This is a genomic window from Paenibacillus sp. N22P23, assembly GCF_059383735.1.
Window position 1 is genome coordinate 1 of the sequence record NZ_JBXENT010000020.1, and the last position, 17,029, is coordinate 17,029.

The 17,029-nt window shown below is 50.3% G+C and carries 11 protein-coding genes; 6 read left to right on the plus strand and 5 right to left on the minus strand.

Annotation, left to right across the window (positions count from 1 at the left end; translation table 11 throughout):
- On the plus strand, positions 1–4,180 hold a 4,180-nt coding region (locus AC506A_RS30970; RefSeq protein WP_495464807.1), incomplete at its 5' end, for an immunoglobulin-like domain-containing protein.
- A 654-nt stretch (positions 4,181–4,834) separates the two neighbouring features.
- Here the strand turns inward: AC506A_RS30970 and AC506A_RS30975 are convergent.
- Positions 4,835–6,610, minus strand: a complete 1,776-nt coding sequence (locus AC506A_RS30975; protein WP_495464808.1) for an ABC transporter ATP-binding protein — start codon at positions 6,608–6,610, stop codon at positions 4,835–4,837.
- Positions 6,603–8,402 (minus strand): ABC transporter ATP-binding protein, encoded by a 1,800-nt coding sequence (locus AC506A_RS30980; RefSeq protein WP_495464809.1) that lies wholly within the window; start codon positions 8,400–8,402, stop codon positions 6,603–6,605. Before AC506A_RS30980 ends, AC506A_RS30975 begins: the two co-directional genes overlap by 8 nt.
- A gap of 269 nt (positions 8,403–8,671) precedes the next feature.
- Between AC506A_RS30980 and AC506A_RS30985 the strand changes: the two genes are divergently transcribed.
- Genes AC506A_RS30985 through AC506A_RS30995 form a run of 3 tightly spaced genes read left to right on the plus strand, consistent with a single transcriptional unit; the run spans position 8,672 to position 12,274 of the window.
- Positions 8,672–9,409 carry a hypothetical protein gene (locus tag AC506A_RS30985; protein WP_495464810.1) on the plus strand — a complete coding sequence of 246 codons (738 nt, stop codon included), beginning with the start codon at positions 8,672–8,674 and terminating at the stop codon, positions 9,407–9,409.
- Between the two features lie 11 nt (positions 9,410–9,420).
- A complete protein-coding gene (locus tag AC506A_RS30990; protein ID WP_495464811.1) occupies positions 9,421–11,109 on the plus strand; it encodes a vWA domain-containing protein in 1,689 nt (562 codons plus the stop codon).
- A gap of 25 nt (positions 11,110–11,134) precedes the next feature.
- A complete protein-coding gene (locus AC506A_RS30995) occupies positions 11,135–12,274 on the plus strand; it encodes a toxic anion resistance protein (protein ID WP_495464812.1) in 1,140 nt (379 codons plus the stop codon).
- A gap of 80 nt (positions 12,275–12,354) precedes the next feature.
- Here the strand turns inward: AC506A_RS30995 and AC506A_RS31000 are convergent, their stop codons facing one another.
- Complete coding sequence (locus tag AC506A_RS31000) at positions 12,355–12,912, minus strand: helix-turn-helix domain-containing protein (RefSeq protein WP_495464813.1); 558 nt, start codon at positions 12,910–12,912, stop codon at positions 12,355–12,357.
- Between the two features lie 156 nt (positions 12,913–13,068).
- Here AC506A_RS31000 and AC506A_RS31005 point away from each other — a divergent pair, with 156 nt between their 5' ends.
- Both AC506A_RS31005 and AC506A_RS31010 read left to right on the plus strand, forming a co-directional pair.
- A complete protein-coding gene (locus tag AC506A_RS31005; RefSeq protein ID WP_495464814.1) occupies positions 13,069–13,713 on the plus strand; it encodes an alpha/beta hydrolase in 645 nt (214 codons plus the stop codon).
- 30 nt (positions 13,714–13,743) lie between these two features.
- A complete protein-coding gene (locus AC506A_RS31010; RefSeq protein ID WP_495464815.1) occupies positions 13,744–14,523 on the plus strand; it encodes a DODA-type extradiol aromatic ring-opening family dioxygenase in 780 nt (259 codons plus the stop codon).
- Between the two features lie 41 nt (positions 14,524–14,564).
- Here the strand turns inward: AC506A_RS31010 and AC506A_RS31015 are convergent, their stop codons facing one another.
- Positions 14,565–15,383 carry a WYL domain-containing protein gene (locus AC506A_RS31015; protein WP_495464816.1) on the minus strand — a complete coding sequence of 273 codons (819 nt, stop codon included), beginning with the start codon at positions 15,381–15,383 and terminating at the stop codon, positions 14,565–14,567.
- Complete coding sequence (locus tag AC506A_RS31020) at positions 15,358–16,680, minus strand: helix-turn-helix transcriptional regulator (protein WP_495464817.1); 1,323 nt, start codon at positions 16,678–16,680, stop codon at positions 15,358–15,360. The genes AC506A_RS31015 and AC506A_RS31020 overlap by 26 nt, the downstream gene beginning before the upstream one ends.
- Between the last annotated feature and the right edge of the window lie 349 nt (positions 16,681–17,029).

The following is a 17,029-nucleotide window of genomic DNA, read 5'->3' on the forward strand; positions in this document are numbered from 1 at the left end:
CAAAGGTGGAGAAAGCCAGTCAAAAACGTTCATATTGACCGTACAGAAGCTAGCGCAGACGGATTTAGAAGCGGTCACCGAAGCGAAGACGGCATTGGCGGTCGGTTACGGCGGGGGTGATTCGGCTTCAAGCGTCACGCAAGCAGTAACGTTGCCAGCAACAGGGTTAAGCGGAACGACAGTGACCTGGTCGTCCGATGATGCAGTAATTAATGCGGCGACAGGTGTAGTAACGCGTCCAGTATTCGGGTCGGGCAATGCGACAGTAACGCTGACGGCGACGATCACCAAAGGTGGAGAAAGCCAGTCAAAAACGTTCATATTGACCGTACAGAAGCTAGCACAGACAGATTTAGAAGCCGTCACCGAAGCGAAGACGGCATTGGCGGTCGGTTACGGCGACAATGATTCGGCTGCAAGTGTGACGCAGACAGTAACGTTGCCAGCAACAGGGTTAAGCGGTACGACAGTAGCATGGTCGTCCGATAATGCTGCAATTAATGCTACGACTGGTGCAGTAACGCGACCAATATTCGGGTCGGGCAATGCGACAGTAACGCTGACGGCGACGATCACCAAGGGTGGAGAAAGCCAGTCAAAAACGTTCATATTGACCGTACAGAAGCTAGCGCAGACGAATTTAGAAGCGGTCACTGAAGCGAAGACGGCATTGGCGGTCGGTTACGGCGACAATGATTCGGCTGCAAGTGTGACGCAAGACGTAACGTTGCCAGCAACAGGGTTAAGCGGAACGACAGTCGCATGGTCGTCCGATGATACAGCAATTAATGCGGCGACAGGTGCAGTAACGCGTCCAGTATTCGGGTCGGGCGATGCGACGGTAACGCTAACGGCGACGATCACCAAAGGTGGAGAAAGCCAGTCAAAAACGTTCATATTGACCGTACAGAAGCTAGCGCAGACGGATTCAGAAGCCGTCACCGAAGCGAAGACGGCATTGGCGGTCGGTTACGGCGACAATGATTCGGCTGCAAGTGTGACGCAAACGGTGACGCTGCCGACAACAGGGCTAAGCGGAACGACAGTAGCATGGTCGTCCAATAACGCAGCAATTAATGCAACAACAGGAGCGGTAACACGTCCAGCATTCGGATCGGGCAATGCAACGGTAACGTTGACGGCGACGATCACGAAGAATGCAGCAAGCGAGACAAAGACCTTCACGCTGACCGTACCGCAGCTGGCACAAACGGATGCGCAAGCAGTAAGCGCGGCTAAGTCGGCACTGGCAATCACTTACGGCGGTATTGATTCTACTGATAGTGTAACGCAAGGCGTAACATTGCCAGCAACGGGGCTGAACGGAGTGACGGTAGAATGGTCGTCCGATGACGTAGCAATTGATGCAGCGACAGGCGCGGTAACGCGTCCAGCATTCGGAGCAGGCAATGTGGAGGTAACATTGACTGCGACGATCACCAAAGGCGCAGCAAGCGAGAACACAACATTCACGCTGACCGTAATGGAGCAAGAACAAACAGATGCTCAAGCAGTAACCGCAACGAAGTCAGACTTGGGAATCACTTATGGCGGTAACGATTCGGCTGCAAGCGTAACACAAGCAATAACATTGCCAGCAACAGGGTTGAACGGAGTGACAGTAACATGGTCGTCCGATAACGCAGCAATCAATGCTGTGACTGGTGCAGTAACGCGTCCAACATTCGGATCGGGCGATGTGCCGGTAACGTTGACGGCGACGATCACGAAGAATGCAGCAAGCGAGACAAAGACCTTCACGCTGACCGTACCGCAGCTGGCACAAACGGATGAACAGGCAGTAAGCGCGGCAAAGTCAGACTTGGCAATCACTTACGGCGGCAGCGATTCAGCTGCAAGCGTAACACAAGCAGTAACGTTGCCAGCAACAGGGTTGAACGGAGTGACAGTAACATGGTCGTCCGATAACGCAGCAATCAATGCTGTGACTGGTGCAGTAACGCGTCCAACATTCGGATCGGGCGATGTGCCGGTAACGTTGACCGCGACGATCACGAAGAATGCAGTTAGCGAGACCACAACATTCACGCTGACCGTACTGGAGCAAGAACAAACAGATGCTCAAGCAGTAAGCGCAGCGAAGTCAGACTTGGGAATCACATACGGCGGCAGCGATTCAGCTGCAAGCGTAACACAAGCAGTAACGTTGCCAGCAACAGGGTTGAACAGTACGACAGTCGCATGGTCGTCGGATAATGCAGCAATCAATGCTGTGACTGGTGCAGTAACGCGTCCAACATTCGGATCGGGCGATGTGCCGGTAACGTTGACCGCGACAATCACCAAAGGCGCAGCAGTCGAGACCAAGACGTTCACGCTGACCGTAATTCAGCTAGACAATGTAACTCCGCCAGACGTAACACCACCAGCAGCACCGACTGTGAACGCCGTGGACAACGATGACCTCGTCATCACCGGTACAGCAGAAGCGGGTTCAACTGTAATCTTAAAAGCAGGGGGAACAACGCTGGGATCAGCAGTAGCAACAGGAGGTACGTACTCCATTACGCTGACAGCTGCTATACCAGCAGCTACAGAGCTTGAGGTCACGGCAACGGACGCAGCAAGCAATGTAAGCCCGGTAACGCTCATTACGGTAACGGATGCAACAGTTATAACTCCGCCAGACGTAACACCACCAGCAGCACCGACAGTGAACGTAGTGGACAACGATGACCTCATCATCACCGGTACAGCAGAAGCGGGTTCAACTGTAACGGTAAAAGCAGGCGGAACGACACTGGGATCAGCAGTAGCAACAGGAGGTACGTACTCCATTACGCTGACAGCTGCTCTACCAGCAGCTACAGAGCTTGAGGTCACGGCAACGGACGCAGCAAGCAATGTGAGTCCGGCAACGCTCATTACGGTAACGGATGCAACAGTTGTAGCACCGCCAGACGTAACACCGCCGGCAGCACCGACAGTGAACGCCGTGGATAGCAATGATCTCGTCATTACCGGTACAGCAGAAGCGGGTTCCATAGTAACGGTAAAAGCAGGGGGAACAACGCTGGGATCAGCAACAGCAACAGGCGGGACATTCTCCATCACGCTGACAGCAGCTCTACCAGCAGCTACACAGCTTGAGGTAACGGCAACAGATGCAGCAAGCAATGTGAGCGCAGCAACGCTTGTAACCGTTACTGCGGCATACATTCCTGCACCACCTGTAACAACACCAAGTGACACTCCAGTGACATCGACAGATGGTACATTAACGCTGCCTGTAGGTCAATCAGGCAAGGTTAGCTTGGGAGACTCGGTTACGATCGAAATCCCGGCAGGTTCAACAGACACTAACCTGAAACTAACAATAGACCAAGTGTTGAACACTCAAAATCTAGTTTCGGATGAAGATATTCTAGCCAGTCCTGTCTTCGAAATTCTGAAGAACTTCTCGGAGAATTTCAGTAAACCTATCTCGTTGACATTTGCTTTTGATCCGACGAAATTAAGTGGCGATGAGCAAGCAGCGGTCTTCTATTATGACGAAGTGAAGAAGGAATGGGTGAAAGTTGGCGGTGTTCAGATAAACGCTAACCATATCACTGTAGAGGTCGATCACTTTACGAAATATGCGGTATTCGCTGTAAGCCAAACGACAACGGAACCAACGACTACCTTTAGCGACATCTCCGGACACTGGGCTGAAGCCAAGATCAAGCAAGCAGTAAGCAGCGGGATCGTGAAGGGTTACCAAGACGGTACGTTTAAGCCTGGGAAAACCGTCACGCGTGCGGAGTTTGCCGTCATGCTGATGAATGCGCTGAAGCCACAAGGCAGCGGAACGGCACTTACTTTCACAGATACAGCTAAGATCGGAACGTGGGCGCAGAAAGCAGTCGCGCAAGCGGTCCAAGCAGATATTATTAACGGTTATGCAGACGGAAGTTTCCGTCCGGATGCACAAATAACACGCGCAGAGATGGCGGCGATGATCGCGAAGGCGCTGGGTAAAGCGGCTGAAGAGGTTGCAGCAACCGACTTCGCAGACGATAAGGCTATTCCAGCGTGGGCGAAAGCCAGCGTAGCGTTCGTGAAGCAAGCAGGCATTGTGCAAGGCAAAGGCGATAACCAATTCGCCCCTGGCGACCATGCAACAAGAGCAGAGGCTGTAACGGTTCTGCTCAACATGCTGGCGCAGATGAGCAAGTAGGGTAGAGTGAAACAGAGGGTTACCCCACATGCGGCTTACAAGCTGCTTGTGGGGTAACCCTTATTTGATTTCAGGGGCTTCAAGCTGCCGATAAAGTCTCGGCGTCCATTTAAAATCTGCTTCATTTCACGACATCACCGCATAGATATCGTACAAATCTCATCTCACACTCCTCTTCTTGCCTGCCGCGAAAATCTAACGAACCGTAGGGGTGTTATTTGGTCGAATATCGAGGCTTTGAGATTCTAACGAACCGTGGAGGCGTTATTTGGGGATAATCGGCTACCAACTACTCCAAAACCATCAAATAGAGCCCCTACGGTTCGTTAGCATTTTTTCGGAGCTATTAATGGGCAAATAAGCGCCGTACGGTTCGTTAGAGTATTTCGCACGTTCATGTTGCGGGAATGTACAAGGCTCACTAGACATGGATGTCATGATAGTGTTCCACGGACTTCACTATTGCCGGTTTCGCGTAAAGAAAAAAATGCTGGAGCAAGCGACGATGTTTGCTATCTGCCGGTGCCAGAACATAAACAAGATCGCCAACCACCTGTCCAAGCAGGCAGGTTAAGGCGATAGGCCCTCCAACAAAAACAAACAAGCCCCCGATCACAGCGATCGGGGGCTTGCCTTATACACCGGAGACCAGACTTACGCCTCCATCTTCTGAGCCGAATACAGCTTATAATACCGGCCGCGCCTGGCAAGCAGCTCATCATGCGAGCCGCTTTCGGCGATGCCTTTGTCAGCGACATACATGATGCGGTCACAGTTCTTGACCGTGGAGAGACGATGCGCAATGATGAACGACGTGCGACCCTTCAGCAATTCGTTCAGTCCCATCTGCACCAGTCGCTCGGTTTGCGCATCGATGGACGAAGTCGCCTCGTCGAGAATGAGAATGCGCGGGTTCGCAAGCAGCGTGCGAGCGAAGGAGATAAGCTGCCGCTGTCCCTGCGAGAGCTTCGAGCCGCGCTCATTGACCTCGGTCATGTAGCCCTTCTCGAACTCGCGGATAAATTCATCCGCGCAGACGGCCTTGGCAGCAGCGATAACCTCTTGCTCCGTAGCGTCGAGCTTGCCGTAGCGGATATTATCCAGGATCGTGCCGGAGAAGATGAAGCTGTCCTGCAGCATGATCCCCATTTGACTGCGCAGCGATTTGAGCTTGATTTGCGAAATATCATGGCCGTCGATGCGAATTTGTCCGCCCGTGATGTTATAGAAACGCGAGATCAGGTTGACGACAGTCGTCTTACCTGCGCCTGTTGGACCGACGAGCGCGATGCTTTCACCTGCTTTGACATCGAACGAAAGGTGCTGCAAGATGTTGTGTCCTGGATCATAAGCGAAGGTCACATCGTCGAAGGTGACTCTCCCTTGGATAGGCGGCAATTCCTTCGCTTTCGGAACGTCGCTGACGGTTACCGGCTCATCAAGAGTCTCAAAGATACGCTCCAAGTAGGCGACAGAGTTGATAAAGCTGTTGTACAAGTTCGAAATATTAAGGATGGGCTGCCAGAAGCGCGACGCATAGCTGCTCATAGCGAGTATGACGCCGAACGTCACCTCTTCCGGTCCCAGCGTCAGCAAACCAACGAAGAAGATAGCTGTGGTGACGGTTGTCGCCAGGTTATCTACCGAGAACGGGACCAGAAAGTTGAGGTACATCGTTTTCATCCACGCACTGCGGTAGTTGCCGGACAGCCGAGTGAAGATACCTTCGTTATGCTCCTCACGGGTGAAGATTTGCGTAACGCGAATGCCGCTGATGCTCTCCTGCAGGTAAGCATTCAAGTTGGAGCTCTTGTTAGATACCGACTGCCACGCTCTGCGCTGCTTCGTCTTGATGAGCATGATGATGCCGAGGAAGACAGGCAGACCGCCCAGAATGACAAAAGACAGCTTCACATCGACATAGAACATAAAGATGGCAATGAAGAGCAGGTTCATAATTTCAAGGATTAAGTTGATGATCCCGTTGGAGAGCACGTCCGACACGGAGTTGACGTAGTTGACGACCCGGATGAGAATCTTGCCCTGTGGGCGGTCGTCATAGTATTGGAACGGCAGCTCCTGCAAGTGCTTGAACAAATCGGTCCGAATATCGAAAATAATATCTTGCCCGACACTCGTCATCATACGTGAGCGGATCGTGGCCAAGATGACGCTGACGACGATGGTGGCCAGTGTAAGCAGCGACCAGCCTACAAGCGCTTCTTTGTTCTTAGTAGGAATCGTAACGTCAACGACATGCTGCATAATAAGAGGCGCGGAGAGCGCGATACCGGCTGATAAGGCGCTCAGGATGAACGCGATGATCATCGGCTTCTGCTGCCTTCTGATGTAGACCAGTGCACGCCGGAAATGTCGGATATTAAACGGTGACTCCAGATTCTCATCAATATCGAACTTATTTCTAGCCATGAGCGATCGCCCCCCTTCCGATACCTTCGATTTGCAGCTTGAATACGTCGTAATAGTAACCGCGCTTAGCTAGAAGCTCGGCGTGGGTGCCTTCTTCAATAACTCGTCCATTGTCCAAAATAAGAATGCGGTCAGCCTGCGCCGTTGTGGATACACGCTGGGCGATAATGATTTTGGTACAAGGGAAGTCGAGCTCGCGCAGACTCTTCTGGATATGCTCTTCCGTCTCCAAGTCGACAGCGGAAGTTGTATCGTCGAGAATCAGAATCGGAGGCTGCACGGCCAAAGCCCGAGCCAAGGCGATACGCTGCTTCTGCCCGCCTGATAGACCGACACCGCGTTCGCCTACGACGGTGTTGTAGCCATCCGGCATTTTGCGAATGAAGTCTTCGGCAGCCGCAAGCTCCGCAAATTTCTTGACGTCCTCTTCCGGCATATCCGGATGATTATAGGCAATGTTGCCGTCAATCGTATCGGAGAACAGCAGGACATCTTGTGTCGCTATGCCGATATTGCCGCGCAGTTCATCAAGCTCCAGCTTACGCACATCCTTGCCGTCTACCAAGACGCGACCTTTCGTAATGTCATAGAAGCGTGGGATGAGGTTAATGAGCGTCGTTTTTCCCGATCCAGTTGCGCCCATGATGGCAATCGTCTCGCCAGGCTCGATCGTGAAGTTAATGTCTTGAAGCACCGTCACGCTGTCATACTTAAAGCTCACATGCTCGAACTGAATGCGGCCGTCATAACGCCGTTTAACAGTGGCATTGTGCTCGTTGACAATTTCCGGACTAGCGTAATAGACCTCGATGATTTTGGTAAGGCTCGCGAAGAACCGCTGAATATCATTGATAATGATACCAATGCTGCGCATCGGGTTGGAAAGTCCCCAGACAAGCGCGGAGAAGGCTGAGAATTCCCCGAATGTGATCCGCCCGTTCATGACGAACAGACCTCCTGCCAGCATCAGAATAACGCTGAATCCCTGAGAGAAGATCTCTAAGTATGGAAAGTAGTCCAGCCAGACCAAAGCAGCTTTCTTATTGGCCTTCGAGTAATTCACGCTTTTCTCCGTGAATTTGTTGATTTCGTATTCCTCGCGAGCGAACGCTTTGACTACGCGATTCCCAGCGATATTTTCCTGGGTGGTCGTATTCAGCTGCGATAGGCGCTCCCTAAGATCCACATACATCGGACGTACACGTCTGGCGAATATGAAGGCCACGATGCCGATCGGAGGCGAGAGGATGAGCAGCCACCAAGTCAGCTCTGCGTCGATATAGAAGAAATAGACAACCGCTGCTGCAAATACCGTCAACGACTCGATAATCGTCTTCACGATCCAAGCTAGGGAGTGCCGGACCATTTCGAGGTCACCTGTCATCTTGGTCATGAGGTCTCCGGTACGATTGCGATCGTAGTACCTCATGTCCTGGCCCTGAATTTTGTTGTACAGGTAGATCCGGACGCGGTAAAGCATGTTCTGCGAAGCTCGTTCATACAGCATGGTCGTAAAATAGGCCAGGCTCGTACGAAGCAGGGAAAAGCCGATCATGCCCAAACAAAGACCGATCAATAGCGCCCGTTCGTCTGTCAGATTACGTGCTGCATCATCGCCAGCGATAAAGAGATCGACAATGCGCTGTCCGATGTACGGATTAATAATGGTGAGCGAGGAGCCCACCACCGATAGGCATAACGCGATAATATATCGTGCTCGATCGCCTATCAGATTGTGCCATAGCCACTTGAATTGAAACATGTGATCACCGACTTCTGTAAGTTTCTGCATTTTGAGGTTCCGAATATCGCCTTCGCTTTAGATAGGGCTGTTCTCCGGTCAAAAAACTATGGAAAATTATATCACAAATATTTGGGAATCGAGTGAAAAAGTTTCATTTATTTTGGGGTTCTCTGTAAGTATGTGAATCACCGCCCTGGTAAATGTATGCGAAGTTGAAACTACGCATCTGGTCTTCCGTAATCCAGATTAAGGAAACGGAAATATCTTGCGATCAAGCTGCGTACATTGGAATGAACCTGGATGGAGGAGCATCGGCGATGGGAACTAAATTCGTGAAGCTGCTAGGTATGATTGTGGTGATCGCGGCTTTGAATATTGCGGTATTCTCGCCCGGCTTTATAGGTGCCCAGATCGGGGAGCGTCCCTTCGAGTCGGCGCTCGGCGTCACGTTGCTTCTTGCGAGCGGTATAGCGCTTCTGTACGGAAGTTATGTGCTGCTGTTTAAGCAGCAAGAGACGATTCCCCTTAAGCAGCTTCAAACGCGAGAAGACTTCGAGGAAGCACTCACTCGGTATAGACGAGTGAAAGTGCTGCAAGAGGATATGGCTTACGCCTTGGAGCAGCTGGAGCGGATGAATAAGAGACAGGACACCTTGCTGAACGTTCTCGGGCAGCGATTCGATCCTAATGAGCTTAGTTACAAGAAATTCGCATCTGTAACGAGGGAAATAGAGAAGTTATTTTACCTGAACGTAAGAAGTATTTTGAACCGGCTGCATGTGTGCGACGAGTCCGAGCTTCAGAGTGCCGGTGGAGGTCGAAAGCCTTCCCGGATATCCCCAGAGCTTCTCCAAGTAAGATCGGGCATTGTTGCCGAGCAGTTGACATTCGTCAAGCAATCGCTGGAGTCGAACGAAGAGATGCTGATCAAGCTGGATAAATTGCTGCTTGAAATTTCGCGCTTGGACAGTTTCGAGCCAAGTGAGATCGATCAGATGCCATGTATGCAGGAGATCGATTCGTTGATCAAGCAGACTAAATATTACAAACAGTGAGAGGTGCGGTTATGTCCAAACAGAGCAAGTTTTTGTTGATATCGATTGTGATGTTGGGTCTCGTATTCGTCCTTGTGTATTATGGCATCAATCTGACCTCAAACTTAGGCAAGTCCAAAGCGGAGGTCACTTCCGAGAACGCCGGTAAGCAATTAAGCGATTTGTACGGCGATATTTCCGTTACGACTGCGGAGCCGGTGAAAGGGCAGATCGATCTGGACCCCATTGACGTCGCCGCTTCGTTGCCGGACATCTCCAAGTTCCCGATTGCGGTGACTAACACGACCGAGCAATTCGTTGAAATCTTCTCCTCCACGGAGAAATCCGGAACCGGCGTTGACGGATGGTTAACCGAGGTCGGGGCGGCATTCAACAATGCCGGTATCGAAGTGAATGGACGTCCCGCATCTGTGAAAATACGAAACATCGCCTCCGGGACGGCGACCGATTATATCAAGACCGGTAAATATGTGCCGGACGCCTTCACGCCTTCCAACGAGCTATGGGGCAAAATGGTGGAAGCCAGCGGAGTCGAGACGCAGCTTATTGCGCCGCGCCTCGTAGGCAATGTTCCGGGCATCGTCATTGCCAAAGCCAAATACGATGCATTGGTCGACAAATACGGCTCGGTCAATGTCAAAACCGTTACCGAAGCAATCGCAAACAATGAATTTTCGATGGGGTATACAGATCCTTTTGCCAGCTCGACCGGACTCAACTTTCTCGTTACAGCACTACATACATTCGATAATTCAAATAGCTTGAGCGACAAGGCGGTTCAAGGGTTCGAGAAATTTCAAGCGAACGTGCCGTTCATCGCTTCTACAACCTTACAGATGCGGGATGCGGCTAAGTCAGGGATGTTGGATGGTTTCGTGCTTGAGTATCAAACTTTCGTCAATGCAGCGGATTTGAAGAACGGTTACGTATTCACGCCGTTCGGTGTTCGACATGACAGTCCGCTATTTGCCTTAGGGGATCTCCCGCAAGAGAAAATGGACATCATCAAGAAATTCGCGGATTTCGTGACGCAGGACAATTATCAGCAGCTGGCACAAGACAAAGGGTTTAACCAACTTGAAGATTACAAATCCGAGCTGGCTGTCTTGGACGGCGCAACGCTGACTTCCGCTCAGAAGCTGTGGAAAGAGAAGAAGAATGGGAGCAAGCCGATCGCTGCCGTCTTCGTAACGGATATCTCCGGAAGTATGGACGGCGAGCCACTGGCCCGCCTGAAAGAATCGTTGCTGAAAGGACAGAAGTATCTCGGCCGAGATAACAGTATCGGACTCGTCTCGTACTCCAGCGACGTATCCATCGATGTGCCGATCGGGAAATACGATGCGATTCAGCAATCGTTGTTCGTGGGAGCCGTGAACAATCTGCAATCGGGCGGAGGGACGGCGACCTTCGATGGCATCATCGTCGCGCTCAAGCTGCTTCAAGACCAATTACTCGTCAATCCGAATATGAAACCCGTTATTTTCGTCCTAAGCGATGGGGAGACGAACGAGGGACACTCGCTCAACGACATCAAAGAGCTGGTCGAAATCTATAAAGTTCCGATCTACACCATCGGATATAACGCCAACATCAAAGCGCTTCAAAGCATATCGAGCATCAACGAGGCGGCAAGCATCAACGCGGATACAGACGACGTCGTTTACAAGATCGGCAACCTTCTCAACGTTCAAATGTAAGGCCCAAACCTAAAGGAGGAATTCGATGTCATTCTCGATGGAAGTGGCCAGCCCGGAGCAAATCAAACAGGTAATCGAGCAAGAGGTTAAACCGGTCCCCGAAGAAATCGCCAAACTCAAGGAAATCGCAGATAACAACGTATCCACAATTATGGCTTTAGACACGGAATCGCTCGAGAAGCGAAAGGAGATTCTCCAATCGATCGACGCTTTCGGGCTGAACACGATGAAATCATCCTCCGATAAGAACTCGCTTCTCCAAGTTTCAGTCGGGAATCTCTCGAAGACGGGAGATGACGGCGGGCAGGTTGCCAAAGGGTTATCCGCGCTTCATACGCAGTTGAAGGATTTGGACCCAAGTGTCGTGGATTTTGCCAAAACGGGAATTCTGGGCAAGTTGTTTAATCCGTTACGCGCCTACTTCCTCAAATATCAGAAGGCCGATGCGGTTATCGCCGACATCGTCGTTTCCTTGGATAAGGGAAAAATGACGCTCAAGAACGACAATACGACGCTTGAGATCGAGCAGCAGACGCTTCGCGAATTGACCAAGAAACTCCAGAAGGAGATTCAGCTCGGCATGCTGATGGACGAATCCATCGCATCGCAGATCGAAGCGGCGTCAGCTCGCAATGAGGATCCTGACAAGATTCGTTTTATCACGGAGGAAGTCTTGTTCCCATTGCGCCAGCGCGTCATGGACTTGCAGCAGATGCTAGTCGTCAACCAGCAGGGGATTATGGCCATCGAGGTAGTCATCCGCAACAACAAAGAACTTATTCGCGGCGTGGACAGAGCGAAGAATGTGACCATATCGGCACTGCGAATTTCCGTTACGGTCGCCAGCGCCCTCTATAATCAGAAGATTGTATTGAAGAAAATCGAACTGTTAAATCAAACGACAAACGAATTAATCGCCGGCACATCCCGTATGCTGAAGGAGCAAGGAGCAGAGATTCATAAGCAGGCTCTAAATGCGAGCATCTCGGTAGACACATTGAAACAAGCGTTTACGGATGTCCTTGCTGCGCTGGATTCAATCAGTACGTATAAGAAGGAAGCCCTCCCCAAAATGCGCGAAACCATTGGTCAATTCCGCGATCTGGCGGACGAAGGCGAGAAACAGATTCAGCGGTTGGAGAAAGGGCAGAAGCTCGGAATTTAGAATGCAATCATACCAAGAGGCTATCTTGAAGGGCGGATTCATACGCCTTTCAAGATAGCCTCTTTTCTAAAAAAGAAGACCTACAAATATTCCTGTTCCAGATCATCTTCCGCCCCGGTGTACACGGAGATGAGGACGATGCTGATACCTTCACTGACATTGGTTACTCTATGGGGAGTGGAGGCATTCCAGCTGAAGGAGTCGCCAGCTTCCAGAACGGCAGAATCTTCCCCTTGTTCAGCGACGATTTTCCCTTGAATGACGAGATGGGACTCCTCACCTTTATGTGCATGGGGGGCTGCTCCCGTAGAGGCGCCGGGGGGAAGTTCAACAAGCATCATTCTCATGCCTCTTGTGGAGCTGAGGTGCTCGACCTTTAGCTTCTCAATGCCGCTTGTTGTTACTTTGCGGTCCTCTTTGCGGACGATCGACATCCGTTCGTCTTTCTTCATGAGCAAATAAGTCAAAGGCACGTTCAGCGCCGCAGCGATGTTATCCAGTGTTGATATGGAAGGAGACGTTTTATTCGTCTCGACTTGGCTCATGAAACCTTGCGACAAACCGGTTTCTTCACATATTTGGGCGATCGTGATGTTTTTGCGTTTGCGTATTGCGCGAATGGTGGAACCGATGTCCATCAGGATCACCTGCCTATAATATTAGTAATACAAATGTTAATTACATATTAACAATAAATCAATTGACATACTAGTGGCACGGAGTTATATTAGCCATATCATAAATAAATCTCTATTAGTAATATTTGAACGAGCGTAATGGGGAGGTTGATTATAGTGAGTTTGACTTATGAATACGATATCCATCTACCGCCTCACAGCGATCCCAACAAGAAACACCCGGTGATATTCACCCTTCACGGGAAAGGCTCGAATGAGCAGAACATGCAGGGCTTGGTAGCTCCATTGTCCGATGATTTTATCATCGTCAACATTCGGGGAGACCTTCGTTTAGGTGCGGGTTACCAATATTACGAGCTGAGGGGATTGGGTAATCCAATTCGTGAGAGCTTTGATCGGGCAGTTCATCAGCTAGAGGCATTCATCCAATATGCTACAGAGAAGTATCCGATTGACGCTGCTGGGCGATACTTGCTCGGCTTCAGCCAAGGCGCGATTCTAGCCATGACACTTGCGCTGACAATAGGCGAGCAATTGAAAGGAATTGTAGCTTTGAACGGCTATATACCGGATTTCGTGAAGACGGATTACACGCTGCAGCATGTAGATCAAGTGTCCGTGTTCATCTCCCATGGTGAGTACGATTCCGTATTCCCGGTCCAGATAGGTAAGGACAACGCTGATTATTTTCATAAAATAACACCGAATTGCACATTCAAGCTCTATCCGACCGATCATGGCGTATCGGAAGAGAGTCAGAGAGATTTCGTCAGCTGGCTGCAAACGGATGTACAACATTAAACGAAACAACCGAAGGAGTGAACAACTATTATGATGCCATCTTATTTCGTTGCTCATGGAGCACCATCACTTGTACTCGAGCAACATGACTATACTGATTTTCTGAAGCAGTTCGCCGCTGCGCTGCCATCCAAGCCTAAGGCTATCGTGCTTTTCTCCGCACATTGGGAAAGCAGAACGCAAACAGTCAGCACCGTGGATACGTACTACTCCACTATTTATGATTTTTCCGGTTTTCAAGATGAACTATACCAGATGACTTACCCGGCACTTGGAGACCTTGCGATCAGCGAGGAGATTGGGCAGTTATTCGAGAAGAATGGCATCCCTAGCGTAATGGATTCGGAGAGAGGGCTGGACCATGGGGCATGGGCTGTACTTAAGCTGATGTATCCTGCCGCGGATATTCCGGTGATTGCCTTGTCCGTCAACCGCTTCCTGACGAATGAGCAGCAGTATCAGATCGGGAAAGCTTTGTCTTCGCTGCGGGAGCAAGATATTCTGATCATTGGCAGTGGGGGTATCGTTCATAATCTGCGCATGTTGAATTGGCGGGGGGGAACTACGCCTGAAGAATGGGCGGCCGCCTTCGACAAGTGGATTCAAGATAAGCTGGAGAATTGGGATCTAGAGGCGTTGTTCAATTACGAGACACTAGCTCCTTATGCCAAGGAAGCCGTTCCCACGAATGAGCATTTCATTCCGCTGCTTCTTGCAATGGGGGCCGGCGATAGCAACCGACAAGCAAAGCTGCTGCATCGCAGCTACCAGCTGGGCACATTAAGCCTGAACTGCTGGGAGTTCAAGTAATACAAAAATGACCTCCGCATATGCAGAGGTCATTTTTTATATCAAGATAGCGTTTCAGTTATTACAATTCCATAGCGATTAAGCGCTCTTGAAGCGGAGTCCCTCATTCTGGCCTGTAGATGTTCCCCTTCGCTGATCCTTACGCGCAATCCGAGGAATCGGATTTTGGATAGCAGAAATTCGCTCTCGTCGGCGAGATAGGAAATATGTATTCGATATTGAGCAGCGACCTCGTCATAGGACACCGACTTCTCGAAGCAGGAGAATGCGTACAAGATGCGAGATAGTTCTTCATTGTAGGTTGGGACGACTTGTATGATGGCTTGTTGTTTACGTGTTTCCAACAGTTGATTCAATACTCTTTTTAACTCCGTTACTCGGTCTGCTGACAGTTCAATGCCCTCGATATCAACGATATTGTGCAGCTTTGTGGACATGAGAGAGCGACCTCGATCACTGTACCACAGTAAATACCATTCTCTCTTGACCATGTTGTATTCGAGTTTATAAGGAAAGCCGCTTTGATTTGCTTTTACCCCGCCGTGTTTAATGCGATAGGTAAGTCTAATGCCGTGGTTTAGCATTAAGATGCGCCGCAGCGTGCGAAGGAGCGGATGATAGACCTGGCGCTCTTTGCTCTTGGCTTTCTCCATAATAATATCTCGTATATCGGTCGAAGCTTCAGGTTGAAGCAATTGGTTCAATTTGCCCAGCGTATCTGGTGTAAAGGCATTCGCAGAGGTGGCGTGCTCCAGCATCATCTTGAGCCATACTCGTTCTTGGGAGGTCAGTGCAAAGGAACCGGCTTCATCAAGGCGGGACATGATCTGATAGTTAAAGATTTTCTCGAACAGGTTCATAGTAGCCTTGAATCTCCTTCCACTCCGCAATGAATTCTCGCCTTAGCCATGCCGGCTCCAACACCTCGCAGCTCGATCCGAAGCTTCGCAGCCATGGTTTGATCTCGTAAATGCCATTCACCGTAATTTCGAAGAGGAAGGTAGACTCCGTTTCTTCCGTAATCGTCCCCCATTGTCCCTGTGCCTCGACCCGTTCTCGTACAAAATTAGCGCCGGATCGTTCGGGATTATAGAAGCGGGCCGCAACCTTTAATGGGCGAAGGGTGTCCGTTACCCAGCTATATTTCATCTGTTCCATGACAGTCTGTAACCGTTGGTCGAAGTCCTCTTCCGTAACGGCTTCGCCTTCCTCAAGCTGCGTCAAGCCTTCCATTCGGAACTTCATTATGCCTCGTGGTCCGTGACAGATTAAATACCACCTGCCATATTGGTGATCGTAGATGACGCGCAGCGGCAGTGCCGTTTGCAGAGTCCCCTCCGTTTCTCGCTCGAAGAGAGGATTGGAGTTTTGGGAGGCGTAGCTCTTCCCTTTCTTCGGTGACAAGTAGAGAAACTGAAGTTTCTTCCTTTGTTGAATGGCTTTGAAAATCGTATATAAATGCGCTTCATCCAGAATCCGAGAATGATAATGGTACTTGTAGCGATGTGTTTCCCCGGTGTCCGGATCGAAGCCTCTTTTACTTAACGCTTTCTTCAAGGTAGCCCGAAGCAGAAAACCTTGAACGGAAGGGACCTGCGTATTGGAGATGACATCGACGTAATCGAACAAATCAAGCAGCTCATCATCGGATAATCGGTCGATTAAATCGTTGGCCGCTTTATAGCGGTAGGGGCGTCCACCGTCCAAGCGGGTGATGACACCGACTTCCTCCAAGTACTTCAGATCCCCTCGAATCGTCTTCTCGTCCGGAATCGGGTAGTCAGCTGGCATCTGCTCGCTGCAATGGTCCTGCAGGTCCTTGGCGGTCAGCTCCTTGGATTGTAAGACGTTTAGCAGCAGCGTAAGCCGAATGCTTTCCGTTTCTTTCAGCGACTTCGCGCGAAATAAGAACAGAAGGAGCGGGTCAGCGGATTCGTAATAGTTATAGTGGAATCCGTCGGATAACACAGAACCCTGCTCTTGCGACAACCCTTGTTTCAGCGTACCAAGCATCTCTTTGAGGCTGCGAAGCGTCTTGTCGTAGGTATGTACGGAGATGCCAAGCCGATTGGCAAACTGTTGTCTGTTATATGCGCCGCCGGCGAGCGCCAGCATGCGCAGGAATTGAATCTCTTTATCGAAGCTCTCCCTAGCCACTCGCGTTCCCCCAGCCTTTATCGATCATGTGTGATCTATATTGTATCAAGGACGGAAGTTGGAGGATATGGAAAATTTTTATCGGTCGCCATACTTTCACCCTGTTCCCGAACCCCTATATCAGCGAAAATCAGATCATGAAGCCGAGGCGTTAAGACATCGGATTCGTAATTTCACGGAGGCGCTCGGAAGGGATTCTTCGATGGCGTTTAATTGGTTCGAATCCAATCTGCTTCCATCTCATCTAAATGGGATCGAAGCGTGTAAAGGCCTTTCCAAAACCTTTTCCTCCGTGAACTTAAATTTTAGTTAAGAAAGGAATGTTGAAGCATGCATGAGAGCAATCGAC

Coding starts and splice junctions, on each gene's coding strand:
- AC506A_RS31015 (WP_495464816.1), bottom strand. CDS start 15,383: ATGAACCTGTTCGAGAAAATCTTTAACTATCAGATCATGTCCCGCCTT.
- AC506A_RS30990 (WP_495464811.1), top strand. CDS start 9,421: ATGTCCAAACAGAGCAAGTTTTTGTTGATATCGATTGTGATGTTGGGT.
- AC506A_RS31000 (WP_495464813.1), bottom strand. CDS start 12,912: ATGGACATCGGTTCCACCATTCGCGCAATACGCAAACGCAAAAACATC.
- AC506A_RS30985 (WP_495464810.1), top strand. CDS start 8,672: ATGGGAACTAAATTCGTGAAGCTGCTAGGTATGATTGTGGTGATCGCG.
- AC506A_RS30980 (WP_495464809.1), bottom strand. CDS start 8,402: ATGCAGAAACTTACAGAAGTCGGTGATCACATGTTTCAATTCAAGTGG.
- AC506A_RS30975 (WP_495464808.1), bottom strand. CDS start 6,610: ATGGCTAGAAATAAGTTCGATATTGATGAGAATCTGGAGTCACCGTTT.
- AC506A_RS31010 (WP_495464815.1), top strand. CDS start 13,744: ATGATGCCATCTTATTTCGTTGCTCATGGAGCACCATCACTTGTACTC.
- AC506A_RS30995 (WP_495464812.1), top strand. CDS start 11,135: ATGTCATTCTCGATGGAAGTGGCCAGCCCGGAGCAAATCAAACAGGTA.